Source organism: Pelagimonas sp., from assembly GCF_058892305.1.
The window spans coordinates 1-24,986 of the sequence record NZ_JBZXVN010000005.1; the positions used below are offsets into that span (position 1 = coordinate 1).

Annotated in this window: 28 protein-coding genes; 11 read left to right on the plus strand and 17 right to left on the minus strand. The window is 56.1% G+C overall.

The window, feature by feature from the left end; translation table 11 throughout:
* Positions 1–9: 9 nt before the first annotated feature.
* On the minus strand, positions 10–987 hold the full coding sequence (locus AC5EFR_RS01670; RefSeq protein ID WP_493574237.1) for a DUF3137 domain-containing protein: 978 nt from the start codon (positions 985–987) through the stop codon (positions 10–12).
* A gap of 81 nt (positions 988–1,068) precedes the next feature.
* Positions 1,069–1,995 carry an AEC family transporter gene (locus AC5EFR_RS01675; protein WP_493574238.1) on the minus strand — a complete coding sequence of 309 codons (927 nt, stop codon included), beginning with the start codon at positions 1,993–1,995 and terminating at the stop codon, positions 1,069–1,071.
* A 110-nt stretch (positions 1,996–2,105) separates the two neighbouring features.
* Between AC5EFR_RS01675 and AC5EFR_RS01680 the strand changes: the two genes are divergently transcribed.
* The 6 genes from AC5EFR_RS01680 to AC5EFR_RS01705 all read left to right on the plus strand — a co-directional run bounded on the left by AC5EFR_RS01680 (position 2,106) and on the right by AC5EFR_RS01705 (position 7,450).
* Positions 2,106–2,996 carry a CPBP family intramembrane glutamic endopeptidase gene (locus AC5EFR_RS01680; protein WP_493574239.1) on the plus strand — a complete coding sequence of 297 codons (891 nt, stop codon included), beginning with the start codon at positions 2,106–2,108 and terminating at the stop codon, positions 2,994–2,996.
* 76 nt (positions 2,997–3,072) lie between these two features.
* Positions 3,073–3,993 (plus strand): acetyl-CoA carboxylase, carboxyltransferase subunit beta, encoded by a 921-nt coding sequence (gene accD / locus AC5EFR_RS01685; RefSeq protein WP_493574240.1) that lies wholly within the window; start codon positions 3,073–3,075, stop codon positions 3,991–3,993.
* Complete coding sequence (locus AC5EFR_RS01690; RefSeq protein WP_493574241.1) at positions 3,990–5,264, plus strand: bifunctional folylpolyglutamate synthase/dihydrofolate synthase; 1,275 nt, start codon at positions 3,990–3,992, stop codon at positions 5,262–5,264. The genes accD and AC5EFR_RS01690 overlap by 4 nt, the downstream gene beginning before the upstream one ends.
* Before the next feature lie 130 nt (positions 5,265–5,394).
* Positions 5,395–5,967, plus strand: a complete 573-nt coding sequence (locus AC5EFR_RS01695) for a rhodanese-like domain-containing protein (protein ID WP_493574242.1) — start codon at positions 5,395–5,397, stop codon at positions 5,965–5,967.
* Positions 5,968–5,983: 16 nt separating this feature from the next.
* Positions 5,984–6,565 carry a LysM peptidoglycan-binding domain-containing protein gene (locus AC5EFR_RS01700; protein ID WP_493574243.1) on the plus strand — a complete coding sequence of 194 codons (582 nt, stop codon included), beginning with the start codon at positions 5,984–5,986 and terminating at the stop codon, positions 6,563–6,565.
* A 207-nt stretch (positions 6,566–6,772) separates the two neighbouring features.
* Entirely contained in the window at positions 6,773–7,450 is a 678-nt protein-coding gene (locus AC5EFR_RS01705) for a LysM peptidoglycan-binding domain-containing protein (protein WP_493574244.1), read from the plus strand.
* Between the two features lie 87 nt (positions 7,451–7,537).
* On the opposite strand, the gene zapE is transcribed toward AC5EFR_RS01705, so the two are convergent.
* On the minus strand, positions 7,538–8,608 hold the full coding sequence (zapE, locus tag AC5EFR_RS01710) for a cell division protein ZapE (protein WP_493574245.1): 1,071 nt from the start codon (positions 8,606–8,608) through the stop codon (positions 7,538–7,540).
* A 139-nt stretch (positions 8,609–8,747) separates the two neighbouring features.
* Between zapE and AC5EFR_RS01715 the strand changes: the two genes are divergently transcribed.
* Positions 8,748–9,986 (plus strand): MFS transporter, encoded by a 1,239-nt coding sequence (locus AC5EFR_RS01715; RefSeq protein ID WP_493574246.1) that lies wholly within the window; start codon positions 8,748–8,750, stop codon positions 9,984–9,986.
* Here AC5EFR_RS01715 and AC5EFR_RS01720 read toward each other — a convergent pair.
* From AC5EFR_RS01720 to AC5EFR_RS01745, 6 genes are all read right to left on the minus strand, one after another.
* A complete protein-coding gene (locus AC5EFR_RS01720; RefSeq protein ID WP_493574247.1) occupies positions 9,983–10,888 on the minus strand; it encodes an alpha/beta fold hydrolase in 906 nt (301 codons plus the stop codon). The two genes, AC5EFR_RS01715 and AC5EFR_RS01720, sit on opposite strands and share 4 nt — an antisense overlap.
* Positions 10,885–11,793 carry an ornithine cyclodeaminase family protein gene (locus AC5EFR_RS01725; protein ID WP_493574248.1) on the minus strand — a complete coding sequence of 303 codons (909 nt, stop codon included), beginning with the start codon at positions 11,791–11,793 and terminating at the stop codon, positions 10,885–10,887. Before AC5EFR_RS01725 ends, AC5EFR_RS01720 begins: the two co-directional genes overlap by 4 nt.
* Positions 11,790–12,410: an HAD family hydrolase gene (locus AC5EFR_RS01730; protein ID WP_493574249.1), complete on the minus strand. Its 621-nt coding sequence runs from the start codon at positions 12,408–12,410 to the stop codon at positions 11,790–11,792. The genes AC5EFR_RS01725 and AC5EFR_RS01730 overlap by 4 nt, the downstream gene beginning before the upstream one ends.
* Positions 12,407–12,874, minus strand: a complete 468-nt coding sequence (locus tag AC5EFR_RS01735) for a YaiI/YqxD family protein (protein WP_493574250.1) — start codon at positions 12,872–12,874, stop codon at positions 12,407–12,409. The genes AC5EFR_RS01730 and AC5EFR_RS01735 overlap by 4 nt, the downstream gene beginning before the upstream one ends.
* A gap of 66 nt (positions 12,875–12,940) precedes the next feature.
* Complete coding sequence (gene fghA, locus AC5EFR_RS01740) at positions 12,941–13,771, minus strand: S-formylglutathione hydrolase (protein WP_493574251.1); 831 nt, start codon at positions 13,769–13,771, stop codon at positions 12,941–12,943.
* Positions 13,772–13,813: 42 nt separating this feature from the next.
* Positions 13,814–14,428, minus strand: a complete 615-nt coding sequence (locus AC5EFR_RS01745; protein ID WP_493574252.1) for a TetR/AcrR family transcriptional regulator — start codon at positions 14,426–14,428, stop codon at positions 13,814–13,816.
* A gap of 378 nt (positions 14,429–14,806) precedes the next feature.
* Between AC5EFR_RS01745 and mbfA the strand changes: the two genes are divergently transcribed.
* Complete coding sequence (gene mbfA, locus AC5EFR_RS01750; RefSeq protein ID WP_493574253.1) at positions 14,807–15,778, plus strand: iron exporter MbfA; 972 nt, start codon at positions 14,807–14,809, stop codon at positions 15,776–15,778.
* Here the strand turns inward: mbfA and AC5EFR_RS01755 are convergent.
* The 8 genes from AC5EFR_RS01755 to AC5EFR_RS01790 form a co-directional block, all read right to left on the minus strand.
* A complete protein-coding gene (locus AC5EFR_RS01755) occupies positions 15,775–16,683 on the minus strand; it encodes a LysR family transcriptional regulator (RefSeq protein WP_493574254.1) in 909 nt (302 codons plus the stop codon). The genes mbfA and AC5EFR_RS01755 overlap by 4 nt on opposite strands.
* A gap of 102 nt (positions 16,684–16,785) precedes the next feature.
* The gene (locus AC5EFR_RS01760) at positions 16,786–17,259 is read right to left on the minus strand and encodes an Hsp20 family protein (protein ID WP_493574255.1); all 474 of its coding nucleotides are present in this window, start codon (positions 17,257–17,259) and stop codon (positions 16,786–16,788) included.
* A gap of 128 nt (positions 17,260–17,387) precedes the next feature.
* On the minus strand, positions 17,388–18,191 hold the full coding sequence (locus tag AC5EFR_RS01765) for a trypsin-like serine peptidase (protein ID WP_493574256.1): 804 nt from the start codon (positions 18,189–18,191) through the stop codon (positions 17,388–17,390).
* Entirely contained in the window at positions 18,188–18,931 is a 744-nt protein-coding gene (locus AC5EFR_RS01770) for a trypsin-like serine peptidase (protein WP_493574257.1), read from the minus strand. Before AC5EFR_RS01770 ends, AC5EFR_RS01765 begins: the two co-directional genes overlap by 4 nt.
* A 165-nt stretch (positions 18,932–19,096) precedes the next feature.
* Entirely contained in the window at positions 19,097–20,380 is a 1,284-nt protein-coding gene (gene glcF, locus AC5EFR_RS01775) for a glycolate oxidase subunit GlcF (RefSeq protein WP_493574258.1), read from the minus strand.
* A gap of 1 nt (position 20,381) precedes the next feature.
* Positions 20,382–20,729 carry a hypothetical protein gene (locus tag AC5EFR_RS01780; RefSeq protein ID WP_493574259.1) on the minus strand — a complete coding sequence of 116 codons (348 nt, stop codon included), beginning with the start codon at positions 20,727–20,729 and terminating at the stop codon, positions 20,382–20,384.
* The gene (locus tag AC5EFR_RS01785; protein ID WP_493574379.1) at positions 20,729–21,850 is read right to left on the minus strand and encodes an FAD-binding protein; all 1,122 of its coding nucleotides are present in this window, start codon (positions 21,848–21,850) and stop codon (positions 20,729–20,731) included. Before AC5EFR_RS01785 ends, AC5EFR_RS01780 begins: the two co-directional genes overlap by 1 nt.
* A 62-nt stretch (positions 21,851–21,912) precedes the next feature.
* The gene (locus AC5EFR_RS01790) at positions 21,913–23,361 is read right to left on the minus strand and encodes an FAD-linked oxidase C-terminal domain-containing protein (RefSeq protein ID WP_493574260.1); all 1,449 of its coding nucleotides are present in this window, start codon (positions 23,359–23,361) and stop codon (positions 21,913–21,915) included.
* 119 nt (positions 23,362–23,480) lie between these two features.
* Here AC5EFR_RS01790 and AC5EFR_RS01795 point away from each other — a divergent pair, with 119 nt between their 5' ends.
* From AC5EFR_RS01795 to AC5EFR_RS01805, 3 genes are read left to right on the plus strand one after another with little or no spacing between them, the layout of a single operon-like run.
* Complete coding sequence (locus AC5EFR_RS01795; RefSeq protein WP_493574261.1) at positions 23,481–23,891, plus strand: CopD family protein; 411 nt, start codon at positions 23,481–23,483, stop codon at positions 23,889–23,891.
* Entirely contained in the window at positions 23,892–24,602 is a 711-nt protein-coding gene (locus tag AC5EFR_RS01800; RefSeq protein WP_493574262.1) for a DUF599 domain-containing protein, read from the plus strand.
* 36 nt (positions 24,603–24,638) lie between these two features.
* On the plus strand, positions 24,639–24,977 hold the full coding sequence (locus AC5EFR_RS01805; RefSeq protein WP_493574263.1) for a hypothetical protein: 339 nt from the start codon (positions 24,639–24,641) through the stop codon (positions 24,975–24,977).
* Positions 24,978–24,986: the final 9 nt, after the last annotated feature.

Sequence of the window (24,986 nt, forward strand, 5' to 3'; positions counted from 1 at the left end):
CAACACGACCTAGGTTGTGAGCAGGGTGATGATCCGCTTGACCAGCGAGAAATCCTCAAACACTTTGTTGATCTCGGTGCTGATCCCATCCAAGGGTTCATGCACGCCGGGCATCCGAAGAAACGGACGGCTGCGATCCAGCGCCAAATGAAAATCACGCCCATCAAAGGCCGCGCGCATCCCCTTGGGGCCGCCATCGGCGGTTGCGGCAATGTCCATAAGGTTGTCGAGGAAGGCCCCCGGCAAATAGTCCAATGCCGCTTGGGCGTCGTCGGCATGCAATTCAAAGTGCCTTTCAAACTCCGGATGGTTGGTTTCAACCCGGGGCATGCCGCGCCCTTTGTTGCCCGAAAACATACCGGCAAAGGTGTTTCCAACCTTGCCGTAATCTCGGGTGATGAGAATACGGGTTGGTGCCGGGCTAGGCAGGTCGATCCGAAACAGCAGTCCTTTGAACACGGTCGAGGTGTTGCTGTCCCCATCTGAATCAGTTGAAGTTTCGGTTAACCTTGCCTCGACCATCGCATAGCGCACCCCATCCTGCGTGCCTTCGATCCGGTCTTCGAGGTATTCATCGTCATAGGAACCAATGAGCTTGAGCTCTTTAAAACGGCCAAGGGAGAAGCCTTTTTGAGCGTGGCGATCATATTGCGTGTCCCCCAAAAATTCACAAACCACCGGCATAATCAGATTGTTGATCGTGCCAGAGTAGCCTTGGGTGGCTTTGCTCTTGGCCAGTCCGGCCACAAACAGGCCGATGGCCAAACAGCCAATCACTGCGAACAATTGGTATTCGTGGTCCCGCAGCAGGACATAAGCACCAACTGCGACGGCGATCCCAATCCCTAAGATCAACCAAAACTTGCGTCGACCGGTGTCATGCATGTGTTGGCGTTGGCCTTCAAGCATGTTCAGCTCGGGTTCTATGCGGTCGTAAAACACTTCGGCAAACCCGGTCTCGATTGGGGATTTTTCTATGTAATCCATGGCTGCAATGTCCCTGTCGTCATTTAATAGCTGAAAAACTAACCTTGTAAGGCTTCCCTGTCAGGGCAGAGATTCCTGACCCTAGACCGACACGGCAGAAATGATTGTGCTGACAGTTAGGATGCTGACGGCGGTTGATACCAAAATGGCGGCAGACACACGTTGCGGGGCGACGCCGTAGTGCTGGGCAAGGATAAAGACGTTGCCTGCAACCGGCAAAGCCGCGGCGGAAATCGCAACCGAGGCCGGGTAGGGATCAACCCGAAAAAACATATAGGCCGCGCAGGCGACAAACAGCGGATGCAAGATCAGTTTGGCAAAGCTAAGCCAAGCGGCCACATGAATGCGTTCAGCGGACTTGCTGGCTAAGGATGCGCCAATAGCAAAAAGCGCGCCGGGTGTGGCTGCATTGCCCAACGTTGTCAGAAAGGAATTCACCACCTCGGGAATCTGCACTCCGGTGGCTGAAACGCATAGCCCAAGCGAGATTGACACAATCATCGGATTCTTAAGTAGGCCAACACCAACCGTTTTAAAAACGGCCAGCTTGGAACGCCCTTCGCGGGACCCGGTCACCAAGATGACCAATAGCGAGGAAAACACGATCAAATCGATCGACAGGATCAAGATGATCGGGCCGATGGCCTCTTGGCCAAGTAGCAATGCCAACATAGGTACGCCAAGAAAGCCGGTGTTGCCGATGGCCCCGACTTGCGCCTCAATCGCCGCTGTGGGCGTGTCGAGGCCGCGCCAAAAAGCGACGAACATCACCACGCCGTAAACGAACCCGGTCCCCCACAAATAGGCGGCGGCCAAGCGCGGTTCGAAGATTTCAGAAAGCGATAGGTTGGCCGAAAAGCGGAACAACATCGCCGAGAGTGCAAAATAGAACACGAATTTGGTCAGATGCGCGGTCGCGAACTCGTCAAAGAATTTGCTCCGTGCTGCGCCATAGCCCAACCCGATCAACCCGAAAAACGGCAGTGTTTTGAGCAAAACCTCGATCATATTCGGTTGGTAGCATGCCTGTGCGCCGCGTCAATCGGTGGTGGTGCAGACAAACGTTGACAGCGGCCCCCGTGTGACGATCATGCAGCCACGGTCGAAAGAGTAATGCAATGAAATACGCCCCGTATGAGCGTTTGGTAATGCCTGCCCGGCCCTCTGCCGGCCTTGGGCGCTTGGCCGTTGGCATTGTTATTATTGCCTTTGTGCATTTTGCGCTGATCCAAGGGGTCTTTGCGGTTTTGCGCGCATTGATGTCCGCCGAGGGATATTTTGATCTCGTGAGTAGCATCCAACGCGCCGATACCGCCATGGCTTTGTTGGCCGTGTTGATCTTGACCGGAAGCATGGGGCTAGGTGCCATCGTGGCGAGCGAAATGCTTCACACTCGTAGTTTCGCCAGCTTGATCGGGCCGCGTTCGGCTGTGTGGCACCAATTCAAATTGGTCTTACGTCCATTGGCAATTTTGCTGGCAATTTCGCTTTTGCTGCTCACTTTGGTCGGTGGGCGGGATCTCTTGCCCGGCGTGCCGTTTGGCACTTGGATGCAGCTTTTGCCGCTGACCGTTTTGGCGTTGTTGATCCAAACCGGAGCCGAGGAGCTGGTCTTTCGCGGATATCTGCAATCGCAACTGGCGGCGCGCTTTAGCAATCCGGCCGTTTGGATTTTTGTGCCGTCTCTGATCTTTGCAATTCTTCACTATCAACCCGAGGTCTATGGCGAAAACGCCCGTTTCTTTGTGATTTGGTCGTTTCTTTTTGGTGTGCTGGCCGCCGATCTAACGGCGCGCACCGGCACGCTAGGCCCGGCCATCGCCATTCATTTTGCCAACAATTTTACCGCGCTGGCACTGGTGTCGCTCAAGGGGGACATGTCGGGCCTCGCGATCTGGCAATTGCCCTATGGCCCCGAAGCCGTGGCCGCCATTCGTGCCCATATGCCGGGGGAATTCCTGTTTTTGGTGATTTATTGGCTTGCGGCCCGTCTGGCCTTGCGCGTGTGATTGCATTTTGTCGCAGTCAGGCTTAAGTCAGGCCAAATCGCCTTTTGGCATAAGACACAATTCGGCAGGGTGCCCCATGAACTGGATCTCCAACTACGTCCGTCCTCGCATCAACTCGATCTTTTCGCGCCGCGAAGTGCCCGAAAACCTTTGGTCGAAATGCGGTGAATGCGGCACCATGTTGTTTCATCGCGAAATCAGCGACAACCTGAATGTTTGCTCAAATTGCGACCATCACATGCACATCACTCCGCGTGATCGGTTTCTTGCGCTCTTTGATGGGGGCGTGTTCAACGAAGTCGACGTGCCAGAGCCCATCACAGACCCGCTGCAGTTCAAGGATCAAAAGAAGTATCCCGAACGCATGAAGGCCGCACAGAAAAAGACCGGCGAGAAAGAAGCGATGGTTGTCGCGACCGGCGAAATCGGCCGCACGCCAATTGTTGCTGCGGCACAGGACTTTAGCTTTATGGGCGGGTCGATGGGCATGTATGTCGGCAACGCGATTGTCGCCGGTGCCGAAGAGGCCGCGCGCCTTGGCCGTCCGTTCATTCTGTTTTCCGCCGCAGGTGGCGCACGCATGCAAGAGGGTATTCTAGGCCTGATGCAAATGCCGCGCACCACGGTCGCGCTGCAGATGCTCAAAGAAAAGAACCTGCCATATATCGTGGTTCTGACACATCCGACCACCGGTGGTGTGACGGCGTCTTATGCGATGCTGGGCGATGTTCAGATTTCTGAACCCAACGCCTTGATCGGCTTTGCCGGGGCGCGTGTGATTGAACAAACCATCGGGGAAAAACTTCCCGAAGGGTTCCAGCGCGCCGAATACCTTTTGGAACACGGCATGTTGGACCGCGTCACCGATCGCCGGTCTTTGCGTGACGAATTGATCGTGATTTGCCGCATGTTGATGAAGCAAACACCGCCCACATGGGGCGATTTGCCGGCCCCCGGTCCCGAAGATCAAATCGAAAATCAGGCCGATAAAAAATGAGCCAAGCCAAGTCGGACATCATTCTGGATCGGATGATGGCACTTCATCCCAAGGTGATGGATTTGGTGTTGGACCGAGTTTGGCGGCTTTTGGCGGCTTTGGATCATCCTGAAAACGATTTGCCACCGGTCATTCATTTGGCCGGAACAAATGGCAAAGGATCGACACAGGCGATGATCCGCGCTGGGCTTGAGGCGGCGGGCAAGCGCGTGCATGCCTATACTTCGCCGCATCTGGCGCGGTTTCATGAGCGCATTCGCTTGGCAGGAGAGCTGATTTCCGAAGAGGCCCTGACCGCTATTCTTGATGAATGTTACGCCGCCAATGGTGGTGAACAGATCACCTATTTCGAAATCACCACCTGTGCTGGGCTTTTGGCCATGGCGCGTACCCCTGCCGATTTCACGCTTTTGGAAACCGGGTTGGGTGGGCGTTTGGACGCGACCAATGTGGTGGAAAAGCCTCAGATGACGGTGATCACACCGATCTCGATCGACCATGAGCAGTTTCTCGGAAACACCCTGGCCAAGATCGCCGGTGAAAAAGCGGGCATCATCAAGCGCGGTGTTCCCTGCGTTGTTGGCCCTCAGCCCGACGAGGCGCTCGAAGTGATCGAAGCCCGCGCGCAAGCGCTGGGTGCGCCGCTGATTGCGCATGGTCAGCATTGGCATGTCTACGAAGAGCGTGGCCGCCTGATTTATCAGGATGAACGCGGGTTGCTTGATTTGCCTTTGCCCAACCTACCCGGCGCGCATCAGTATCAAAACGCCGGAGCGGCCTTGGCCGTTTTGCGGCATCTTGATCTGGGTGAGGCCGCGTATGAGGGGGCCATGACCGATGCCTATTGGCCCGCTCGCATGCAGCGCCTGCGCGAAGGGCCTTTGGTGGATGTCGCACCGGATGTTGAATTGTGGCTAGACGGCGGGCACAACCCTGCAGCGGGCGAAGCCCTTGCCAAACATCTGGCGGGATTGCCCGAGCGCCCGACCTATCTCATTTGCGGGATGCTCAATACCAAAGATGCAACGGGATACATGCGCCCCTTGGCGGCGCAGGCGCAACAGTTGACGGCGATATCCATCCCCGGCGAGGCCAACACATTGCCCGCCGACGACACGGCGAAGATGGCGCGCAGTGTCGGCATGGCTGCGAAAACGGCGGATGATGTCACTCAGGCATTGGCAGATATTGCCGCGTCAAACCCATCTGCACGGGTTCTGATCTGCGGCTCTTTGTACCTTGCGGGGCACGTTCTGCGGGAAATCGGCTGAAATATGGCGGTTTCACGGGGAAATGACCCTTGTGGTTGGCCCCTGCATATTGACTGATTCGCACCTCGTGCCCTATATTTTGGAATAAGTATAACAAGTGACGGTCAAAAACCCGTCAGAGGACGAGCAGATGAACCATGGTCTTTTACTGACCGCAGTTGCCGCGATTGCGCTGGCTCTGCCGGTTAGCGCGCAAGACAGCCGTATTTCTGAAGACCGCGACCGGTTTCAGATGACGGTGAATGGTGCGTCGATATCCATTTCCCGTTCGGGCGTTGCTTGCCCCCCTGCCTGTTTGCAGCCTATGCAAGCCGCGCCGGGTGTCGGAACTATTGGGGAATTGGAAATGCTTGATTTCCTTGAGCTGTTTGTCGCGGGGGGCTCTGGCCTTTTGGTCGATACGCGCCTGCCCGAAGGCTATGCCGTCGGCACCATTCCGGGGGCTGTTAACGTCCCTTCCGCAACATTGCGCCCTGGCAACCCTTATCGGGATGACTTGTTGAACGCTTTGGGGGTGCGCAACGGTGATTTTTCCGGTGCCTTTGATTTGGTTGTTTTCGGGACTGGCTCGGATGATCCGGAGGCCGCTGAATCTGTGCGCAGCCTGCTTGAGGCCGGATATCCGGCAACCAAGCTAAAGTATTACCGCGGTGGCTTGAATGCGTGGGTGGGCCTTGGCCTAAGCACGGCGGCAAGTCGATGAGCGCGAGGAGTGAATTATGATCAGAATGGTTTTGTTGGGCCTAGGATTTGTCGTCGTAACGGTGGCATTGGTCGTGCTTCAACCGGGGGCGGGGCGCCGCGCTGCCGTCGAACCGATGCCGGAACCTGTTGTAACACGCGCCGAACCGGCTCTCACCGCAAGCGAACCGATGGCTCAATCTGACACATTGCTAACTCAGCACATGCCACCAGCGGTTCTCGCGCCGCAACGTCCTGTTGCGATGGCCACTCAGCAGGGTGATCTTGACGATCAGTCGCTGCGCAAAATGACGTGGCAAACTCTCTCTAGTCTAAACCATGCCACTGGGCGGGAAAGCGCACCGGGTCAACCGGGTAGCCTCTTGCACACGATTGTGCGCCGTTCCTTGGATGAGGCCCCGGCGGCGGGCACGTCCGCTCCTGTGGCGTCGGTTTCGGATGTTTATGTCGTTCAATCCGGCGATAGCTTGGTTTCCATCGCCGAAAAGATTTACGGCGACGTCAATATGACCGGGCCTCTATTCGCCGCCAACCAAGCTATTCTGAGCCGTCCAGACGATTTGCGGGCCGGTCAGTCGCTGGTTTTGCCTGCAAAATAGACCGCAACCCCTTGTGGTTGTTTGCCTGTGCCATTCATAGCACTTGACGAGCGTACTAAATGTTGACGCCGTTCAGGTGATTCGCCTATAACAAAGGAAATCGCTGAAAGCTGCCACTTTCAAAACGCGGTTCTTTGGGGGAATACACATGGTTTCGCAACGCTACGCCGGCCAATCCGGCAACGCGCCCAGCCTTTGGGGGCGCGCATGATCCGGCTTATCGCTTTGTCATTTGGCACGGTCACTATGATCGGTGCTGTTCTTTGGGGTTTGGATGATCGATCCGGCACCGGTGAGAGAGAGCTGAACGAAGTCAGCCGCTCAGAACCCGCAACACTCAGCCTGCAGCCTGCTCTGGTGCAGTCGGGTGTTGTTCTAAACCAACCGGTTACAACCACTGCGACACCTGTGCCGGTGGTTGCGGCCCTTGAAGCTGAAGTCGCGAAAATTCCGCCTGTGCGCCCCGTTGCGCGTCCATCCAATCTACGTCCGGCTCCTGCGTCGACCCCTGTGATTGCGCCGGTTCCCAAAGCCGCCGCCCCCAAGCCTGTGGTCAAGGATGATGCTGTCACCGCGATGAGTTATGGGATTATCGGGGCTTTTCAGGCGCAAGGTGAGGTGATGACGGGCAAACCGATGCCTGCACCGCAACCAACGGCGCGGATCAAAGCCTTGGCCGATGAACAAACCGCCGCCGTCACCGCGCCCAAAGCCAATGTGCGCACCTATACGGTTAAAGAGGGGGATAGCCTGCCGGGGATCGCGTTCCGCTTTTACGGCACAACGGTCGCATACTTGCAAATCCTCAACGCAAACCAAGACGTTTTGGCCAATCCCGGTGATCTAACCGCAGGCATGACCCTGCGCATTCCGGAAACGAATTAAGAGATAATAAACCAGGCAGACAATAGCCAACGAGCAGTCTTCAGGGTCCTTCGGGACCCTGATTTTTTATCTGGCAGACGTTTTGCGCTATGTGCCAAAGGCCTTGGCACCCCAGTCTGCGCTTTGCATTTCACGCAACCGGCTGGCGGTGCGTTCAAATTCAAAGCTTCCCGACCCCTCGACATAAAGCATCTCAGGACGGGCGGCTGCCGAGGCAATAAGGCAGACACCAGCCTCATAGAGCGCATCGACTAAGGTCACGAACCGTTTGGCTTCGTTGAAATTGCGGCGGCTCAGTTGCGGAATGTCTTCGATGATCAAAACCCGGACGTTTTCCGCCAGTTTTAGGTAGTCACCGGGGCCTAGCATTTTGCCACAGAGATCAAAAAACGGCGCACGGGCAACACCGTTGTGATAGCGCGGAAGCTCAACTTCGCGCCCTTTCACATGCAGTGTTAGCCTCTCCTCAAGTCCATGGGTCAGTTCCTCCCAAAGCTTGTCAATCTCGGCCCGTGACGCCGCATTCGCGGGGGTGAAATAGACCTGTGCCCCTTGGAGGCGATCTTGCCGATGGTCCTTTTCTGAGACCAGTTCCTTGACCACCATTTTGTCTTTGAGATGCTCAATGAACGGCAAGAACAGCTGGCGGTTCAGCCCATCTTTATAAAGGTCATCGGGAATACGGTTTGAGGTGGTCACAACCACGCAGCCAGCCGCGAAGAGTTGTTCGAACAGCCGCCCAACAATCATCGCATCGGTAATGTCGGTGATTTGCATTTCGTCAAAGGCCAACACACGAACCGCATCGCTCACGGCCTTGGCAACGGGTTTGATTGGATCTTCGACGCCGTCTGAGCGCAGACGGTGCATTTCGGTGTGAATTTCTTGCATGAAGGCGTGGAAGTGCACCCGGCGCGCCGGGACATCCAGCGCATCGACAAACAAATCCATCAACATGGACTTTCCGCGACCCACGCCCCCCCAAAGGTACAAGCCTTTGGGCGGCTCCGGCGCTTTTCGGAAAAATCCGCGTTTAACGGGTTTGGCCAATTCCTCGCGAATTCGTTCCAACTCGGGCAAGGCCGCGAGCTGGGCGTCGTCGCTTTTGAGGGTGCCGGCGGCTACGCGGGCGTCGTAAATATCATGTAGGCTCGTCATAGGGCGGGCTTATCCAAAGTTGCGCCCAAAGTGTAGAGGACAAAGACGCATAAAATATCCTTATGCGATGCATGAAATAATTCGATTTGACCAGATTCCATCGGTTCTGCATCTTGCGTCGGCTAGAGGAGCGATTTTGATGCAAACCCGTACCCCGTTATTTACCCCCGTCCTCGTTGTGGGGTGTGCCATCATCCTTGTCTCCTTTGCGATCCGAGCCAGCTTTGGGGTGTTCCAAATTCCAATCGCTGAGGAGTTCGGGTGGATGCGGGCCGAATTTAGCCTCGCCATCGCCATTCAAAACCTTGCTTGGGGGATCGGACAGCCGTTCTTTGGCGCGATTGCGGAAAAGGTTGGCGACCGCAAAGCCATCATTTTGGGTGCGGTAATATATGCGGCCGGTTTGGTTTTGTCGAGCGCGGCCGTAACGCCTGAAGCCCACCAAATGTATGAAATTCTCGTTGGTTTTGGTATTGCAGGCACAGGTTTTGGCGTGATCCTGGCGGTTGTCGGACGCGCCAGCAGTGACGAACATCGCTCAATGAGCCTTGCCATTGCGACCGCAGCAGGCAGCGCCGGACAGATTTTCGGCGCACCGATGGCCGAGTGGCTGCTAAGCGCCATGCCGTGGCAGCAAGTCTTTCTCGTTTTTGCCGCTGCAATCCTGTCGGTGTTGCTATTGCTACCGCTCATGCGCGCCCCTACGGCCAGCAAGCAAGAGCTGCAAGAAAGCATGGGGGCCATACTGGGCAAAGCGGCACGCGATCCGTCCTTTACTTTGATCTTCCTCGGCTTTTTCAGCTGCGGTTATCAACTGGCCTTTATCACGGCGCATTTTCCGGCCTTTGTCCGCGAGCTGTGTGGCCCGATTATGGTCGGAGGCCTTTTGGATAGCATCGGTATTTCGACAACTTCCATGTTGGGGGCGGTGTCGCTTTCGTTTATCGGCGTGTTTAATATCATTGGCACGCTGACGGCAGGCTGGCTTGGCAATCGGTATTCCAAGAAATACTTGCTGGCGGGTATTTACACACTACGCACTATAGTCTCCGCCGTCTTTATCCTCATGCCGATCACGCCAACAAGTGTGATCATCTTTTCGGCGGCGATGGGCGCCTTGTGGTTGGCGACGGTCCCTTTGACATCGGGTTTGGTCGCGCATCTTTACGGGTTGCGCTACATGGGCACCCTCTATGGGATCGTCTTCTTGTCTCACCAAATTGGCGGGTTCTTGGGCGTGTGGTTGGGCGGTCGGATGTATGATCTCTTTGGCGACTATACGATGGTTTGGTGGATTGGGGTTGGCGTTGGGGCGTTTAGCGCGCTGGTCCACCTGCCGATCAAGGAGAGACGGCAACCTACGGTTCAGCCAGCTTAATAGCCATCCGCCAACGCATCGGCGATTTCAACGGCGTGGGTGTGGGGCATGCCATGCCCGGCCCCGTCAATCACAACCTGACGGGCATTGCGGTTCCATTGTGTAAGCGTACCCAAGGCCCGTAGTGGGATAACTGTATCATCCCGCCCCCAGATCGCCGTTACCGGAACATTGGTTTGGGCCAATTTGCGGTGTGTCGCCTCTTGTTTTTGGCGCAGGGAACCACGCAGAGACGACAGAATGGAGCCAATAAACCCGCGTGTTCCAAGTTCGGCCAGTTGTTCGTCCAAAATGCTGACCGCTTTGGTGCCGCTTGCGGCGTCTCGTTTAAGGCTGTCGCTCATGTGGCGGGGATAAATGAGATGAAAGGCCCAATCCCCAAGTAACGGTGTCGCCATGGCCCAGCGTGTGGGACGGTCTGCGACCGGTGTCATTCCCGCTGGGGCCAACAAAATCACCTCGCGAAACCGGTCTGGGTTTTGCACGGCGATATGGGTGGCGATCACGCCACCCATAGAATACCCGATAAGCGTGATGTCATTGCCGATATCCTGATCTGTCATCAGGTCGTTGAATTGCTTGGCGAAAAACTCTGGAGTCTGGCGGGCTTTGGGTGTTGATGACGATCCTCGCCCATAGAGGTCATAGGTCAACACCCGATAGCCCATCAAAACCAACTCTTGCGCCAACTCGTCAAACACGACTGATGGTGTGGACAGGCCATGTACACAAACCGCGACGGGGGCACCGGGATCGCCATACCAACGGTAGCGCGTCGCCCCCTGTGTCAGCTGCGCCATAGGGCCGGCTTTGGGTTTGGGTTGGCGTTTTAGCTCTCGGTAAACCGGCAGCGCCGCTGCGCTTAGGAATCCCGCAACAACGATCAACCATGCAAACATCATGCGGCGTTCCAACTATCCAGAATATAGCGGCTCACCATCAGGTCGAGATGCGCCCCGCCGCCGTTTTTAAACAGAGTGATTTCGTCATCACTGGTCCGCTTAAAGGCGTCGATTTCATAGTAGTCCGCAAGAATAACGTCCCGCGTAATCGCCCCCGTGGACAACGGAGTTTTCAACTCGCCGATATGCTCGATCGTGGTGTCAAAGCTATCAACAAAAATGCGGGCGCGTTGTAACGCGCTATCATCGGCTTCGCGCATATCTGGGCGGTAGGCCCCAATCAAATCCAAATGTGTGCCGGGTTGGAGCCATTCGCCGCGAATAAAAGGTTCTGACGCCATGGTGGCCGATGTCACAATGTCCGCCTCACCAATCGCGGTTTCAAGATTGGGTGCCCAATCTAACCCCAGATCATCGGCCATCGCCTTACCCGACCCCTCGGAGCGGTTCCAAAGCATGAAAGATGCCTGCGGGAAGGCTGCGGAATAGGCGGCGTGCAGGGACCGGCCAACGGTCCCCGCCCCAACGATCAAGATGCGCTTGCTATCGGGGCGCGCCAGTTTGCGGGCCGCCAAAAGGCTATCTCCGGCGGTTTTCCATTTGGTCACCAGATGGAAATCGACCACGGCCTCAAGGCCTCCATGGCTATCGGAAAACAAGTTCACCGCACCATTGACCATTGGGTCGCCCTTGGCGGGATTGCCCGGAAAGATCGTTGCCGCCTTGACTGCCAACCCCAACCCATCAATCCACGCCGACCGGTTTAGCAAAGTGTCTTTGCCCCGGTACAAAAACGTATCGGTGATCTTAGCCTTGGGAAGGGCGTGCCCGGCTTCAATCGCGTCGGTCAAGGCGATCCAATCTAGCTTGGCTTCACCTTCGGCAAAGGGGATGTAGGTGATCATGTGGCTTGCTCCGGTGTCAAAAGCCCCTTGGCGACAAGACAATCGGCCCAACCTTGGGGCCCGTCGAAATGATGCACCTGCCAACCACGCGCTAGGGCGGCGTTGATATTGTCGATCCGATCATCGGTGAACAACAACGCGGCTGGGTCAAGACCACAGTCATCCTCGACCATTTCGTAAATGCGTGCCTCGGGTTTGATCACTCCCATGTGCCCCGAGACATAGGCGTGATCGAATTCATTGAGGAACTCATAGACCGGCGTCGCAATGGCCCATGTGCCGATGCCGAAATTGGTCAGCGCCAGAACCTTGATCCCTTGGGCGCGCAACTGACGCAAAAGGCGGACCGATTGCGGAATGGCGGGTTTGGCCAATTCCAACCAATCATCGTGCCACATGCGGATTTCATCTCGAAATTCGGGGTATTCTTCGGCGGTGGCATAGATCGTGTCACGAAAATCCGCACCGCGATCCACCTGATCATTCATGCCATGCAAATCGACGGCGGCAAACATGGCGCGGCGGCGCTCTTGGCCGACTTTGGCATCATAATACCGTTCGGGCTGCCACTCGATCAACACGTTGCCAATGTCGAAAATCACTGCTTCGGGTTTCATATCCCAGCCTCTTTCTTTGCCGCTCTGAGCGCGCGTTCCAACGCATCCAAGAAGCGTGATCTATCCGCCTTGGAAAAGCTTTTGCCGCCCCCCTGACGGAACGGATCGGCGGAGCGCAGATCAGCCATCAGATCACGCATCGCAAGCTGTTGCCCGATATTGGCCTGCGTCAGAGAGGAGCCATCATGGCGCAAAACCTGCGCTCCCGCCCCAACGCATTTCGCCGCCAAGGGCATGTCGGATGTCACAACAACGTCGCCCTTTCCGGCGCGTTCGGCGATCCACATATCGGCAACATCCGGGCCATCGGGGACGATGACGGTTTCAACCAAAGGATTGGCAGGTGGGCGCAATCCGCCATTTGATACCAGTTTCATCGGAACCTTATGGCGGGTGATCACCCGCTCGGCCTCGGCTTTGACGGGGCAGGCATCTGCGTCGATATATAGGGTTGTTTGGGTCATCAATTTATCCGGTAACGCGGCCATGCCCAAGGATGCTGGCCGCGTTAAACATGGTTGGTTTCAATGTCAGGCGTATAGCGCATTGGCATGAAAAGCTACGTGATCTTCCATGAAGGTCGAGACAAAGAAGTAGCTATGATCATAGCCTTTTTGCATTCGAAAGGTGCCGTCCTGACGTTTGGCTGCCATGGCCGCGCTTAGGGCTTCGGGTTTGAGAAGGTCAAGGAATTGATCATCCGCCCCCTGATCAATCAGGATCGGGCCGTCAAAGCCAGTGTTCTGCATCAATAGCGTGGCGTCGTGGCAGGCCCATTTTGTCTCATCAGTGCCCAAATAGGCCGTGAGCTGTTTACGGCCCCAATCGCTGGTGGTGGGGTGGGCAATCGGCGCAAAGGCCGACACTGATTTGAAACGGCCGGGCAGGGACATCGCAAGGGTGAGCGCCCCATGCCCACCCATGGAATGGCCGGTGATTGATTGACGCTCAAGATCGACGGCGAAGTTTTCACCGAGGAGGGCTGGAAGCTCATCCGCGATGTAATCCCACATGCGGAAATGTGGGGCCCATGGGGCTTCGGTTGCATTCACGTAAAACCCGGCCCCTTGGCCAAGGTCATAGGCCTCGTCATTGGCAACATCGTCGCCGCGCGGCGATGTATCTGGAAAAATCAGAGCGATGCCTTCTTCGGCGGCCCAGGCCTGAGCCCCGGCTTTGACCATAGCGTTTTCATGGGTGCAGGTCAGGCCTGACAAATACCAAAGCACCGGCACCTCGCCGAACTGCGCCGCGTCGGGAAGAAATAAACCAAAGGTCATGTCACATGCGCATGCTTTTGAAGCATGGCTATAGACACCTTGCACCCCACCAAAACAGCGATTTTCCGAAACTACCTGCATGCACGTTCTCCAAGGCAAGTCACGGCCTCAAAGGTGGGCCGCTTATGCGCCGTAACGTGCCATGAAGGTTTCGACAGCACCATCCACAATCCGCGCTATTTCGTCGTCGCTAACGGTCGTTTGGATGCCGAACATCAGTTTTGGATGGAGGTCCGCTTTGCACAACTCGGCAAATTGATCCGCCGCGAGGGCCATATCCTCGATGTGCAGTTCGCCTCGATCACGTGCGGCGCTAAGATATTCGATGGTGGCATGGCGCATGACCATCGGCCCGCTGTGATAGAATTCACGGCCAATGTCAGGAAAACGATCGGCTTCCCCGACACAGATTCGAAACATGCGTTGGCCCATGTCGGAATAAATGAACCGCAAAAATGTCTGACCGGCCATGGTTAGAACCTGTCGCGGCGGTGCTGTTAGATCCATGTTCGTCAGAGCTGCGAATGCCAGGGCACGACATTGCGCCGAGGCAACTTCCATGAACAACAGGCGTTTGTCCGGGAAATAGCTATAGAGCGTGGCTTTTGAAACACCTGCCTCTTTGGCGATGTCATCAACGCTGGCCCCCTCGAACCCGTCACGCAAAAATACGTCGCGCGCACCGTCGAGTACCTGATCGAATTTGCGACCCTTTCGGACGCCAGTATCAGAAGTCATGTTTTTTTCCCGAAATCACCGCCCCTTTATAGAGGCGGTGATTCGCTCGCGGCAAGGAACCAAGTGTCACTCGCAAAGAATATCACCTGTCGCGAGGTTCGAGCAGCCCTGAGTTACGTCGCCTGTGGGCGCGGGAAATGTCAGGTCGGGCAATGAAAAAGTAGGTAAAGCCATGGCAGCTGCGCCAGTGGAGGCAACAAGCAGGGCAGCAAGAGCTATGGAACGCATCGTTTTGATCCTTCTAAACTGTTTCGTTTAGTTAAGTAAACTGTACGGTTTAGTTTTTCAAGTGGAATCTAAACTGAATAGTTCAGTAATCCGGATTGCGATCATGCTAAAAAAAGTTACATTAGAGTCATTCTAATAAAGAGGCCCTCCATGCGCTTTTTAACCCATCGACGCGGCTTTGATGATTTGTCCGAGCAAGAAGTCCTTGCCCTAGCTATTTCATCTGAGGAAGACGATGCGCGGATCTACCGAAGTTACGCTGAACGATTGCGCGGCGAATACCCGGAAACCGCCAGTGTATTTGACGGTATGGCGGCCGAAGAGGACACGCATCGCGCCGCTTTGATCGACTTGCATCAAAACCGGTTCGGCGAGGTTGTTCCCCTTATCCGACGTGAACATGTCGCCGGCTACTACGCCCGCCGCCCGGTTTGGCTTGTTGAAAACCTGTCGCTCGAAAAAATCCGCCAAGAGGCCGCCGCGATGGAGCGAGACGCCGAACGGTTCTATCTTTCTGCAGCGCAACGGAGCAGTGATGCCGGAACCCGCAAGTTGCTTGGCGATTTGGCTGCGGCCGAGGCGGGGCACCAAAACGCGGCAGAAAACTTGACATCGGGCTTGTCCGACGTGGCGTTGGACGACGAAGAGGCCACTGAAAAACGGCAGTTCCTGCTGACTTGGGTCCAACCCGGTTTGGCCGGGTTGATGGACGGATCGGTGTCGACTCTTGCCCCGATTTTCGCCACCGCATTTGCAACACAAGACACTTGGACGACCTTTTTGGTGGGGCTCGCGGCCTCGGTTGGGGCTGGGATTTCGATGGGCTTTACCGAAGCGGCGTCGGATGACGGGCAATTGTCCGGACGTGGGTCGCCATGGAAGCGCGGATTTGCCTCTGGCATCATGACCACGCTTGGCGGGCTTGGTCACGCTTTGCCTTATCTCATCCCGGACTTCTGGACCGCGACGACTTTGGCGTTGATCATTGTTTTTGTTGAACTTTGGGCGATTGCTTGGATCCAGAACAAGTTCATGGACACCCCGTTTTGGCGGGCAACCTTCCAAGTTGTGGTTGGCGGAGCGCTTGTATTTGCCGCCGGGGCGCTTATCGGATCGGGCTAGTCGGTTTCCCCGGTTAGCAAACCGGGGAGCTTTTCGGCGATCACATCCCAAACCAAACGAATGCGCGGGTTGGTGCGCAGCTCTCTATGAGCGACCAACCAAACGGGATATTCAAATTTCGGCTCATCCGGCAGAATTCGGTGTAGATCCGGGTCGGCATCGCCCATGGCACAGGGGCCAACGCCAATGCCAACGCCCTGTTTTGCAAGCATCCAATGTGCATAGTGGGACGTGGTGTTTGTTTTGAAATTGGCCTCGGTTACCGGAATGCCGAATTCTTGAAATGGGGTGATAATGTCATCGTTTTCACCCAAGCCGATGAACTCGGCCCGCCCGAGATCGCCGAGGTTAGAAAACGGGCCGAGCCGGTCCAAATACGCACGAGAGGCAAAAAACGTTCCAGTATCTGTGGCAATCAGTTTTCCGAAAAGATCGGGGTCCTCGGGCCGGGCATTTCGGATAGCAATATCGGCCTCGCGGCGACGCAAATCGCTAACCAAATTTGAGGAGACGATATTGATTTTGATACCGGGCGCTTGGACGCGCAAGTGTTCAATGATTGGAGGCATCACCCAGATCGAATATAGCTCGGTGGCCGAGATGCTCACAGTGCCCTCAAGCTCTTCGGACTGACCGCTGGCCACTAGGGAAATCTCAAGCGCTGCGTCGCCCATGGCCTTGGCATGGCTCAGTAATTCATGCCCGGCTTGGGTAAGGGCAAGCCCACGTCCGACCCGTTCAAACAGGGTCACGCCAAGCTCTTCTTCAAGTCCGGAGACCTGACGGCCCAATGTGGGTTGCGCCATACCAAGGGCACGCGCAGCCGCAGAAAGCGAGCCTTCCTCGGCGGTGACCAAAAAAGCCCGCGCTCTGTTCCAATCGAAATTCACTGATCGCCAATCCATAGGCTAAGGCATAAATCAGTCGTGCAAACAGTCAATGACAAACGCAAATGGCCCCGGCGGAGGAGATGCCGGGGCCATCGAAACACAGATTGTAAACGGGGGTTAGTTTACCGCCTGTGCGTCAACCACTTCCTGTTCGGTCGACGCCGATTCAGGTTTGGAAATGGCGATACGGCGCGGTTTTAGCGCCTCGGGGATTTCACGGGCCAGATCAATGTGAAGCATCCCATCCGAATGAGAGGCCCCCACAACGCGTACGTGATCCGCTAGGTGGAAACTCCGCTCAAACGCGCGGGTAGCTATGCCACGATGCAGGTAGGTCTTACCCTTGTTCCCGTCCGCTTTTCGCCCGGTCACAACCAAAGACTGTTCTTTGACGTCAATGGTCAAATCCTGATCCGAAAACCCGGCGACGGCCAAGGAAATACGATAGGCATCGTCAGATGTTTTTTCAATGTTATAAGGGGGGTAGCCCTGTTGTGGGGCGTCATTTGCCAGCACTCGGTCCATCATCTCTGCAATCTGGTCAAAGCCGATAGATGCACGGTGCAGGGGGGCAAAATCAAAATGTCGCATGGAATCCTCCGTTGAGCGATCCTTGTTGAAACCTTCCCAATTGGGACAGGCATGTGTTCGATGTCAGGGCCCAGCGTTAGGCACCCTGATGACATCGAGATGGGGAAGGTCAATTTGGGTTTCAAGCCCTAGGGTTTCACAAACCGCGCGCCGCCAGCGGTGCGTTGTCCGATGGTGACCCGCTTGGCACCACTGCCGGGTTTGGGGCGGGAGGCATCATTGCGCAGCTCTGCCATCAGCTCGCTGACCAAGTCGGACGCCAAAACGGCAAAGGCGATTTTCTTGCCATCTTTGTCTTTACCGAGGGCAGAAACCACCGCCAAGATGCGCAGCAACCCCTCTTCTTTGACAAAGACGGGGGCACCGGAGGTCCCAAAGGTGACATCGCAGTCCATGCTAATGATGCCGCGTGGATAAGTGAAAAGGACGTTGCATTTCGCCTCGCGCGACAAGACGTTATCCCGACCACGGCCATAGGACACGACGCTTACTGCCTTGCCGGGACTAACGCCTTTTAAAAGCTTAAAAGGGTCAGCCTCTGAGCCTACTACTTTTCTGTCGAGTTTGAGCAGGGCCACGTCACGCGACATCGCGTCAGCCGAAAAAGGCCCGCCTTCGGAATGGTCATAACCGGGGGCAATCACCACTTTGGTGACTCTGCGCGTGACGATCGCTTGGCCGTGGTGGTAGCCGGCCATGAATCGAATGGATGAGGTCGGGATGCTTTGACCATCTTTGCCATAAACACAATGCGCAGCCGTCAAAACCACGTCGCGGGCAATCAATGTGCCGGTGCAATATCCGCGACCAATATTGACGCGGCCAACGGCTTCCCAGCCAAGTAATTCACCGCGGCGGTCCATGACGTCAAAGGCGAGGGCGGAATGAACACTTGCAAACAAAACCACTGCAATCGTTAAAAAATATTTCATGGCTTAATAAATTTAGCTCCTGTTTCGCGGCGGCTTCCGGCGGCCATAGTCGATAGGCCGACACCTTTTTCTCCCGCGTTTTCCAATTCAATTATCAATGTGTCGAGCAATCCGTTTAAAGGCGCGGCAAGGGAAACAGGTTCCCCGTTGGCCTGCGCCTTGGCGGAAACGACCGACACGATGCGCGGCGTCCCTTCGGCATCAAACGAAAACACAGGGGAACCAGAGGCCCCGAAATCAACTGCGCAGGACAGCACCAACATGCCGTCTTGTTGCGCCATCACCTGACACAATTCCTGCAACGAAGGCGCTTCGGATCGGTCGTGTGCATAAGAAACAACGCCAACGCGCGCGCCTTGATTGGGGCGGATATCGGTTTCAAACGGATCAATTGTGGTATTGCGAATAGGATGTTGTAGCTCGATCAAGGCCAGATCATGGCGCACGCGCGTGGTGTTGGACGAGGCCGCATAGTCATAGTCAGGCAGCGGGACCGCCTTGCGCACCCGGCGATAGGCCGCCGCGCGCCCGTTGCGCCAACCGGCCAGAAACTGGATTTCCTCAACCGGAACGCGGGTGCCTTCGACGGGGTCAAACAAACAATGAGCGGCGGTCAGAACCAATTCCGGGGCAATCAACGCACCGGTGCAAAAGGCTTGCCCAGAAATTTCAAGGCGCCCGACGGCCTCCCATTTGCGGCCGTCTTGGTTGCTATTGAGCGAAAAAAGCCCCTGTGCCAAAGCACAGTTGCCCCATAAAATCAGACAGATCGCAAATATCGCGCGCACAGATCAATCCCGTTTTGCCACTGGGTATCCAAAGGATGCGGCAAAATTAGGGCAAAATGATCAATTCACCGAGCAACGTTTTCCGAATTCGAGATTTTCGCTCGAATGGTGGTGCAATTAGGCAAGCGCTGGTGGTTTAGGCCCGCCAGTCGCCCAATCCAAAAGCTCAACAGTGTGAACAATTGGCGTGTTCGTGCCCGACCCAATTTGCATCATACAGCCGATATTGCCCGCCGCGATGACATCGGGCTTCTTGGCTTCGAGGGTTTTCACTTTGCGTTCCTTGAGTTGCCCGGAAATTTCAGGCTGCATAAGGTTATAGGTGCCCGCCGATCCGCAACACAGATGACTATCAGCCGGTTCAACAACCTCAAACCCCACGCGTTTCAAGAGGTCTTTGGGGTAGGTTTTGATCTGTTGCCCATGCTGCAAGGAGCACGCCGCGTGATAGGCCACGCGTAGGCCTTTGGCGGCCCCTTCGGGTAAGTCCAGTTTCATGAGGACTTCGCTGATATCCATGGTGATATCGGACACCGCTTTGGCCCCATCGGCAAGGTTGTCATTGCGGAACATATAGCCGTAATCCTTGACCGTCGTGCCACATCCGCTGGTGTTGATGACAATTGCATCAAGCCCGTCCCCGGACATTTCCGCGCCCCAAGCCGTGATGTTCTTGGCGGCGGCGGCGTGGCTTTGGTCGTCTTTCCCCATGTGGTGGGTCAACGCCCCGCAACATCCGGCGCCTTTGGCGACCACCACCTCACACCCAAACCGGGTCAGGAGGCGGATGGTGGCATCATTGATATCGGTATTCAGCGCCTTTTGCGCACAACCCGTCATCAAGGCCACGCGCATTTTGCGCGGGGTTTTTGCGGCAAAGCTTTGCGGATCGTCGTTGCGGCTTACTGGTGGAATGGATTTGGGAGCCATAGCCAGCATGGCTTTCAACCGCGCATCGGGCATCAAGAACGCAAAGGGACGACCGATTTTGGCCCCTAATAGTGCTAGGCGAAACCGGGTCGGATGCGGCAGGATTTTCGCCAATACCCAGCGCAGCATGCGATCAGACAGCGGGCGTTTATAGGTCTTTTCGATGTAAGACCGCGCGTGATCAATCAAATGCATATAGTGCACACCGGATGGACAGGTCGTCATACAGGCAAGGCAGCTTAGGCAGCGATCAATGTGTTGGACGGTCTTTTCATCCGGCACCCGCTCATTTTCCAACATGTCTTTGATGAGGTATACCCGACCGCGCGGACTATCCAACTCATCCCCCAGTACCTGATAAGTGGGGCAGGTGGCGGTGCAAAACCCGCAATGCACACAACTGCGCAAAATCTCATTGGCACGCGCCGTGGCGGGGTCTTTCAACTGCTCGTCGGTAAAGGTCGTTTGCATATCAGGCCATCATTTGCGCCGTGGCCAATCCGAACCAAGGCAGAGTGGTTGCCAAAATGGCGGTAAGGGTGATGCCGCGTCGAACGCGCGGATGATCAATACGGTGCAGCAATGCCAATCCAACCATGCTAACCCCCAACACCCAAGCCAGCCACATGGCGGCCAAGGCTTCGACCGCCCCGTTGGCGGAGGAGGTTTGAAAATGATGGGCGGCCCAAATCGCGGCAACCAAGGCCACGCCTATTGTCGCCATTGTTCGCAAGCCAGCCGGTAGGCGCAATAAAACAGCGCATAAAACCGGCCCAACGACAAAAGTGACACCAAAGGCGACGAGCGAGTTGAGTTCCATCAGTCCATGATCCCAGAGTTCAAAATTCCCTTGGGGTCAAACTTGGCGCGCAAAGATTTGGAAAGCGTTGCCAGCGCTGCTGGTTCTGGATGAAAAGTCGGCTGTGTTACCCCGGATTTCGACGCGCGGACCAAGGTCGCGTGACCGCCAAAATCTCCTAAACGCGCGCGGGCATCGCTTCCTTCGGCCATCAAGGCCCAGATCAAGCCGCCGCCCCAATCGTACAAGAGTGACGTGGCCTTTAGCCGGTGCGCCAATTCTGGCGCGTCCGATGGTTTGCACGAAATGCGCCAAACGTCGCCGGGGTTGTCCTGCATCAACGCGACATCACGGACCCAACGCCAGCCGTCTTTCAACCGGTCCGGTGATCGCTCAATCGCAACATCCTTATCGGAGAACATTTTGCGGAGCTCTTGGGCCCGATAGCTGACAGAGCCTTCAAACCCTTCGATCCGCAACATGGTGACCGGATGGCCATCTATTCCGGCGGGGGCGTGCGCGGCCCCAGTGATTTCATAGGGCGAGCCCAAGGCGCGTGACATGGCGGTCACCGCCTCACTATCGCTTAACCCATTGATCAAAATGCAGGCTGCCGTTTCCGGCAAAGGCTGGGTTTTCAAGCTGACCTCGGTCAGCACGCCAAGGGTGCCCCAACTTCCGCTCAACAATTTGACAAGATCATAACCGGTGACGTTTTTCATCACCCGGCCGCCATTTTTCAAAACTGTTCCGGTGCCATCAACAAACCGCGTGCCAAGGGTGAAGTCACGGCAGGCCCCGGCTTGAATTCGCCGCGGTCCACTGCTGTTGCTCGCTACCACGCCACCGATGGTGGATTGCCCCGTTGTTCCCAATAACCCACGCAAATCCTGTGGCTCAAAAGCCAATCGTTGCCGTTCAGGGAGCAAGGCCGCCTCAATCTCGGCCAAGGGAGTCCCGGCCTGCGCCACCAAAGTCAGCGCACCGGGTTCGTAAAGAGAAATGCCCGAAATTCCGGTGGTTTCCAGCGTTGTGGCGGTGTTAACCCGACCGATTGACCGGGTTCCGCCACCTTGAATGTGCAACGGCCCTTGGGCGGAGGAAATGCACTCTGCCAGCTCGGCTTCTGTTTGTGGGGACAGTGTCTTCATCTTGCCAAATAAACTCCGGGGTGAATGCGCCTTGGTGCAATGGGGCTGGCCCCTTACTCTGCTGCGATCTTGCCTGTGCGACGGGTTTCAGACGACGCCAAAGGAAAAACCTTGGCCGGATTCAGCAACCATTTTGGATCAAACACATCTTTGACCGCCATCTGCACTTCCAAATCCTCGGGGGTAAACTGATCAACCATCAGATCACGTTTTTCGATGCCAACCCCGTGCTCCCCGGTGAGGCATCCACCGACCTCGACACATAGCTTAAGCACCTCGGCACCCATCTGCTCACAGAGTTCAAGGTCGCCGGGTTTGTTGGCGTCAAACATGATCAAAGGGTGCATATTGCCATCCCCTGCGTGAAATACATTGCCAACACGCAAGCCATATTTGGTCGACAGCTCGGAAATGCCACTCAGAACGCGGGGCAGTTCGGAGACCGGGATCGTGCCATCCAAGCACATGTAATCCGCGACTTGGCCGACCGCGCCAAAGGCCGATTTGCGGCCAAGCCATATGCGGGTGGCATCGTCGCTATCTTGCGCCTCGCGAAGCTCAACCGGGTTGTGGCGGCGCGCGATGTCCAAGATCTTGCTCAGCTGTTCGTCAATTTCGGCGTCTGACCCTTCGACTTCGATGATCAAAAGCGCTTCGCACTCGGGATATCCCGCCTTGGCGAAGTTTTCGGCAATTTCCAGAATGGGGCAATCCATAAACTCAATGGCAACCGGCAATACACCGGCCTTGATAATGTCGCTGACACATTCCCCGGCGACTTCATTGCTATCAAAGGCCATCAAGACCGGACGTGCGCCTTCGGGTTTGCGCAAAATGCGCAATGTGGCTTCGGTCACAACGCCCAACTGTCCTTCGGACCCACAGATGAGCCCCAAAAGGTCGAGGCCACCGGCATCAAGATGCGCGCCACCAATTTCCACCACTGTGCCATCCATTTGAACCATGGTCACACCCAGCAGATTGTTGGTGGTCACCCCATATTTCAAACAATGTGCCCCGCCGGAGTTCATCGCAATGTTGCCTGCAATGGCACAGGCCAATTGCGACGACGGGTCAGGGGCATAAAAGAAATCGTTTTCTTCGACCGCTCCGGTCACCGACAGATTGGTCCGCCCGGTCTGCACTCGGATAAACCGGTTGTCGTAGTCGGTTTCCAGAACCTCGTTCATGCGCGCCACGCCTAAAATGACGCAATCCGCGGTTGGAAGCGCGCCACCAGCTAGGGACGTGCCGGACCCACGCGGCACCACGGGCACCCCTTCGGCATAGCAGATTTTCAACACCGCGCTGACGTCTTCGGTGTTGGCGGGAAGCACGGCGACCAAAGGTGGACAGCGATAGGCCGTCAACGCGTCACATTCATAGGCGCGTGTTTCTGCCTCATCCGAGATGACAGCCCCTTGCGGTAGAACGGCCTGCAATTGGGCAACAATCCGCGCCTTTCGGGCCAATACGCTGGCATCGGGTTTCGGCATTTGCATAGGGCACCTCGCAATAATTGGTAAACTAATATAACCAAAATTCGAAAATAGCGAGCATAATTTTGAGGGGCAGGCAGTCTCGCCTTGCACTTTGTCACCGAGATAGGTCATTTGCAGCTATGGAATGGGTGAAAATCATACACTTGCTATGCGTCATGGGATGGATGACCTCTATCTTTGCCGTGCCGCGCGCGCTGATCTATTGGAAGCGTGAATGGGACCGCTTGGGTGAATTTGGCCCTCTTGGGGACCTGACGATCCGGCTCTATCGATTTTCCGCCGGTCTTGGGGTGATCGCCTTGATCACCGGGCTTTGGATGTCGCACGATTTGGGTTGGCCCGCTTGGGTGCATCTAAAATTGACGTTGGTGGCGGCACTGGCCGCGCATTATGTCTGGACTGGGCGGCTGGTTCTGCGCGCCCGCAAAGGTGTGTTCACCGAATCCGAAATGTTCCTCCGTATCTTTAACGAGGTGAGCGTCTTCGGGGCCATCGCCATTCTTTGGGCCGTCGTGGTCAAACCGTTCTAGATGGGCTGGGACACGCTCATTGCCGCTTTGACGCCGCTTGATCTTGCGGCGGTTGGCGTGTTTTTGGTGTTTTGGTTGGGGATCAGCCACATCATCGAACACCCGCCTAAACGCCGCCCCTCCACGTCACAGTTGATGGCGGAATATCGTCGCATTTGGATGCGGGAATTCGTGACCCGAGAACCGCGCATTTTTGACAGCCAGATCGTTGCAAGCCTTCGTCAAGGAACCGCGTTTTTTGCCTCGGCCAGTATGATCGCCATTGGTGGTGGGCTTGCCCTATTGGGCAATGCCGATCAGCTGCGCGGCGTAGCGCAGGATTTGACCGCAAGTGCCGATCCTGTGGTGGTGTGGGAGCTCAAGCTCATTTTGATGCTGATTATGGCGGCGAATGCCTTTTTGAAATTTGTCTGGTCACACCGGTTGTTTGGATACTGCTCGGTTTTGATGGCGGCGGTGCCGAATGACGCGTCGGACCCCGTTGCGATGCCGCGCGCCATGAAAGCCGCCGAAGTCAATATCACCGCCGCCCGCGCCTATAACCGTGGTTTGCGCGCGGTTTATTTCGGCATCGCCTCGGCGGCCTGGCTGGGTGGGGCCATTCCATTGCTGCTAGCAACGGTGTTTACCGTTGCCGTCATCATCCGCCGCGAATTTGCCTCGGTCTCACGCGAAGTCCTGTTGGATACCAGCGACCGCACAAGCTCGTGACTTTGCGCTGCGGGTTTCGCTGCTAGGCTTGCTGGCATGAAATATGTGATTCCTTTCTTGTGCCTTGCGACCCAGGGCTTGGCTGATGCCCCGGTCGTAGCCGCCGCCGAAATAAGCCCCGATGGCCGCGTGTCCGTGACCTTGACCCACCCTGATACCGGGTGGGACCATTATGCCGACGGGTGGCGGGTCGAAGATGCGGATGGCACAGTCCTTGGCCTGCGCGTTTTGGCGCATCCGCATGTGAACGAACAACCTTTCACCCGAGGCCTTTCCGGCGTCGCGGTTCCCGACGGGGCCAAAAGCGTGTTTATTCGCGCACGTTGTTTTGTGGATGGGTGGTCGGACGAGGTGTTTGAGCTAGAGCTTGAATAGACCTATCGG

What these genes read in the sequence shown, in the direction of transcription:
- AC5EFR_RS01805 (WP_493574263.1), top strand. Translation starts at nt 24,639, where the DNA reads ATGAAATATGTGATTCCTTTCTTGTGCCTTGCGACCCAGGGCTTGGCT.
- AC5EFR_RS01745 (WP_493574252.1), bottom strand. Translation starts at nt 14,428, where the DNA reads ATGACTTCTGATACTGGCGTCCGAAAGGGTCGCAAATTCGATCAGGTA.
- AC5EFR_RS01800 (WP_493574262.1), top strand. Translation starts at nt 23,892, where the DNA reads ATGGGCTGGGACACGCTCATTGCCGCTTTGACGCCGCTTGATCTTGCG.
- AC5EFR_RS01695 (WP_493574242.1), top strand. Translation starts at nt 5,395, where the DNA reads ATGAACCATGGTCTTTTACTGACCGCAGTTGCCGCGATTGCGCTGGCT.
- AC5EFR_RS01705 (WP_493574244.1), top strand. Translation starts at nt 6,773, where the DNA reads ATGATCCGGCTTATCGCTTTGTCATTTGGCACGGTCACTATGATCGGT.
- AC5EFR_RS01720 (WP_493574247.1), bottom strand. Translation starts at nt 10,888, where the DNA reads ATGATGTTTGCATGGTTGATCGTTGTTGCGGGATTCCTAAGCGCAGCG.
- AC5EFR_RS01790 (WP_493574260.1), bottom strand. Translation starts at nt 23,361, where the DNA reads ATGCAAATGCCGAAACCCGATGCCAGCGTATTGGCCCGAAAGGCGCGG.
- AC5EFR_RS01715 (WP_493574246.1), top strand. Translation starts at nt 8,748, where the DNA reads ATGCAAACCCGTACCCCGTTATTTACCCCCGTCCTCGTTGTGGGGTGT.
- AC5EFR_RS01735 (WP_493574250.1), bottom strand. Translation starts at nt 12,874, where the DNA reads ATGACCCAAACAACCCTATATATCGACGCAGATGCCTGCCCCGTCAAA.
- AC5EFR_RS01680 (WP_493574239.1), top strand. Translation starts at nt 2,106, where the DNA reads ATGAAATACGCCCCGTATGAGCGTTTGGTAATGCCTGCCCGGCCCTCT.
- fghA (WP_493574251.1), bottom strand. Translation starts at nt 13,771, where the DNA reads ATGCAGGTAGTTTCGGAAAATCGCTGTTTTGGTGGGGTGCAAGGTGTC.
- AC5EFR_RS01670 (WP_493574237.1), bottom strand. Translation starts at nt 987, where the DNA reads ATGGATTACATAGAAAAATCCCCAATCGAGACCGGGTTTGCCGAAGTG.
- AC5EFR_RS01795 (WP_493574261.1), top strand. Translation starts at nt 23,481, where the DNA reads ATGGAATGGGTGAAAATCATACACTTGCTATGCGTCATGGGATGGATG.
- AC5EFR_RS01780 (WP_493574259.1), bottom strand. Translation starts at nt 20,729, where the DNA reads ATGGAACTCAACTCGCTCGTCGCCTTTGGTGTCACTTTTGTCGTTGGG.
- AC5EFR_RS01760 (WP_493574255.1), bottom strand. Translation starts at nt 17,259, where the DNA reads ATGCGACATTTTGATTTTGCCCCCCTGCACCGTGCATCTATCGGCTTT.
- AC5EFR_RS01730 (WP_493574249.1), bottom strand. Translation starts at nt 12,410, where the DNA reads ATGAAACCCGAAGCAGTGATTTTCGACATTGGCAACGTGTTGATCGAG.
- AC5EFR_RS01700 (WP_493574243.1), top strand. Translation starts at nt 5,984, where the DNA reads ATGATCAGAATGGTTTTGTTGGGCCTAGGATTTGTCGTCGTAACGGTG.
- glcF (WP_493574258.1), bottom strand. Translation starts at nt 20,380, where the DNA reads ATGCAAACGACCTTTACCGACGAGCAGTTGAAAGACCCCGCCACGGCG.
- mbfA (WP_493574253.1), top strand. Translation starts at nt 14,807, where the DNA reads ATGCGCTTTTTAACCCATCGACGCGGCTTTGATGATTTGTCCGAGCAA.
- AC5EFR_RS01675 (WP_493574238.1), bottom strand. Translation starts at nt 1,995, where the DNA reads ATGATCGAGGTTTTGCTCAAAACACTGCCGTTTTTCGGGTTGATCGGG.
- AC5EFR_RS01755 (WP_493574254.1), bottom strand. Translation starts at nt 16,683, where the DNA reads ATGGATTGGCGATCAGTGAATTTCGATTGGAACAGAGCGCGGGCTTTT.
- AC5EFR_RS01690 (WP_493574241.1), top strand. Translation starts at nt 3,990, where the DNA reads ATGAGCCAAGCCAAGTCGGACATCATTCTGGATCGGATGATGGCACTT.
- AC5EFR_RS01765 (WP_493574256.1), bottom strand. Translation starts at nt 18,191, where the DNA reads ATGAAATATTTTTTAACGATTGCAGTGGTTTTGTTTGCAAGTGTTCAT.
- AC5EFR_RS01725 (WP_493574248.1), bottom strand. Translation starts at nt 11,793, where the DNA reads ATGATCACCTACATCCCCTTTGCCGAAGGTGAAGCCAAGCTAGATTGG.
- accD (WP_493574240.1), top strand. Translation starts at nt 3,073, where the DNA reads ATGAACTGGATCTCCAACTACGTCCGTCCTCGCATCAACTCGATCTTT.
- zapE (WP_493574245.1), bottom strand. Translation starts at nt 8,608, where the DNA reads ATGACGAGCCTACATGATATTTACGACGCCCGCGTAGCCGCCGGCACC.